We start from the raw sequence: 2,703 nt of genomic DNA, 5'->3' as shown, positions 1-2,703 counted from the left end.
AACGAACCGCAGGCGACCCACAACGAACCGTAGGCAAACCACAACGAACCGCAGGCAAACCAAGCACCCCCGCCGCCCCCGGGCGGAAGCACCTTGAAGCGTGCGGGACAATGGGGTACGTGACTCGGATCGTGATCATCGGTGGCGGACCCGGCGGCTATGAAGCGGCGCTGGTGGCAGCGCAGCTCGGCGCGGAGGTGACCGTCGTCGACTGCGACGGTCTGGGCGGGGCGTCGGTGCTGACCGACTGCGTGCCGTCGAAGACCCTTATCGCGACGGCCGAGGTGATGACCACCTTCGACTCGTCGTACGAGGAACTGGGCATCATCGTGGCCGACGACACTCCACCGCTGGAACAAGCAGCCCGGGTCGTCGGCGTGGACCTCGGCAAGGTGAACCGCCGTGTGAAGCGACTCGCGCTCGCCCAGTCGCACGACATCACAGCCTCCGTGACCCGAGCGGGCGCCCGTGTCATGCGCGGCCGGGGCCGGCTCGACGGCATGCAGGCGATCGACGGTTCCCGCAAGGTGATCGTCAAGGCGGCAGACGGCACCGAGGAGACCCTGGTCGCGGACGCCGTCCTCATCGCGACCGGCGGCCACCCCCGCGAGCTGGACGACGCCCGCCCCGACGGCGAGCGCATCCTGAACTGGACCCAGGTCTACGACCTCACCGAACTCCCCGAAGAGCTGATCGTGGTCGGCTCCGGTGTCACCGGTGCCGAGTTCGCCGGCGCCTACCAGGCCCTCGGCTCCAAGGTCACCCTCGTCTCCTCCCGCGACCGGGTCCTGCCCGGCGAGGACCCGGACGCGGCCGCCGTACTCGAAGACGTCTTCCGCCGCCGCGGCATGAACGTCATGGCCCGCTCCCGAGCCCAGTCCGCCAAGCGGGTCGGCGACAAGGTCGAGGTGGTCCTCGCCGACGGCCGCGTCATCACCGGCTCCCACTGCCTGATGGCGGTCGGCGCCATCCCGAACTCCGCGGGCATGGGCCTGGAGGAGGCGGGCGTCAGGCTCCGCGACTCGGGCCACATCTGGACCGACAAGGTCTCGCGCACGACCGCCCCCGGCGTCTACGCGGCCGGTGACGTGACCGGCATCTTCGCGCTCGCCTCGGTGGCCGCGATGCAGGGCCGTATCGCGATGTACCACTTCCTGGGCGACGCGGTGGCCCCGCTCAACCTGAAGACGGTCTCCTCCAACGTCTTCACGGACCCCGAGATCGCCACGGTCGGCTACAGCCAGGCCGACGTCGACGCAGGCAAGATCGACGCCCGGGTCGTGAAGCTCCCCCTCCTCCGCAACCCGCGGGCGAAGATGCAGGGCATCCGGGACGGCTTCGTCAAGATCTTCTGCCGCCCGGGCACCGGGATCATCGTCGGCGGTGTGGTCGTGGCGCCCCGCGCCTCGGAGCTGATCCACCCCATCTCGATCGCCGTGGACAACAACCTGACGGTCGAACAGATCGCGAACGCCTTCACCGTCTACCCGTCCCTTTCGGGCTCGATCGCCGAGGTGGCCCGACAGCTGCACACGCGCAAGGCGACGGGCGAAGTCTGAGGCCGCACCGACTCCCCGCTGGTCACGGGGAGTTGCCGCCCATTCGTACGGCATAGGCGCCGGGACTACCCCCTATACCACTTCTCGCCCTCCTGTGCGAACAACTTCTGCTATTCACCGCAAACAGCTGAAAGCAGACGGTCGTTGGGGTTACTGTCAGTTTCGTGTTCGCTGCAGAACGTCGCCAATTGATCCTCGAAATGGTGCGAGCGAATGGGGCTGTATCGCTCCGTGAGCTCGCCCGCGTCGTCCAGACCTCCGAAGTGACCGTACGGCGGGACGTGCGCGCACTGGAGGCAGAAGGACTCCTCGACCGCCGGCACGGCGGTGCGGTATTGCCGGGCGGGTTCACGCGGGAGTCCGGCTTTCCGCAGAAATCGCATCTCGCGACCGCCGAGAAGACGGCCATCGCCGATCTCGCCGCGAGCTTCGTCGAAGAGGGCGAAGCGATCGTGGTAGGGGCGGGTACCACCACACAGGAGCTGGCCCGCCGGCTCGCCCGGGTCCCCGGACTGACCGTCGTCACCAACTCCCTCCTTGTCGCCCAGGCGTTGGCGCATGCCAACCGCGTGGAGGTCGTGATGACCGGGGGCACCCTGCGCGGTTCCAACTACGCGCTGGTGGGCAGCGGGGCCGAGCAGTCCCTCCAGGGGCTGCGCGTCTCCCGGGCCTTCCTCTCCGGAAGCGGGCTCACCGCCGAGCGCGGTCTCTCCACGTCCAACATGCTCTCGGCGTCCGTGGACCGGGCCCTCGTGCAGGCGGCGGCCGAGGTCGTCGTCCTCGCCGACCACACCAAGCTCGGTACGGACACCATGTTCCAGACCGTGCCCACGGACGTCATCACCCGCCTCGTCACCGACGAGCCCCCGGGCCACGACGACCGCGCCGCCACGGAGTTGCAGGCGCTGGCCGACCAGGGGGTGCAGATCGCCGTGGCCGGCGCGGCGGGCGGCCAGGGGGGTGATCAGACCCCGGCGCGGGAACAACGCCGCCGGGACGTACCCCTTCCGGCGCCGCGACGGGGTCAAGTACCGGGGCTGCGGTCGGCGGGCGTACTGACGGGGGAGTCCCCGGAGCGGGAGCGCGCGGCCAGGGTGGCGGACTTGCGCAGGCGTTGATCGGTGCGGTTTTCGGCTGCGGCGCC

The 2,703-nt window shown here is 69.7% G+C and carries 2 protein-coding genes; both read left to right on the top strand.

Translation table 11 applies throughout. The annotated features are described in order from the left end of the window. Positions 1-110 precede the first annotated feature (110 nt). The gene (locus tag SSP08S_RS37920) at positions 111-1,559 is read left to right on the top strand and encodes an NAD(P)H-quinone dehydrogenase (RefSeq protein ID WP_019072870.1); all 1,449 of its coding nucleotides are present in this window, start codon (positions 111-113) and stop codon (positions 1,557-1,559) included. A gap of 164 nt (positions 1,560-1,723) precedes the next feature. Further along, positions 1,724-2,677 (top strand): DeoR/GlpR family DNA-binding transcription regulator, encoded by a 954-nt coding sequence (locus tag SSP08S_RS37915; protein WP_078532646.1) that lies wholly within the window; start codon positions 1,724-1,726, stop codon positions 2,675-2,677. The last annotated feature ends 26 nt before the right edge of the window (positions 2,678-2,703 follow it).

The sequence above is a fragment of the Streptomyces hokutonensis genome, from assembly GCF_000376565.1.
Classification (GTDB): Bacteria; Actinomycetota; Actinomycetes; order Streptomycetales; family Streptomycetaceae; genus Streptomyces; species Streptomyces hokutonensis.
This window is presented reverse-complemented; position numbering and strand designations above follow the sequence as displayed.

Coding starts and splice junctions, on each gene's coding strand:
- SSP08S_RS37920 (WP_019072870.1), top strand. CDS start 111: ATGGGGTACGTGACTCGGATCGTGATCATCGGTGGCGGACCCGGCGGC.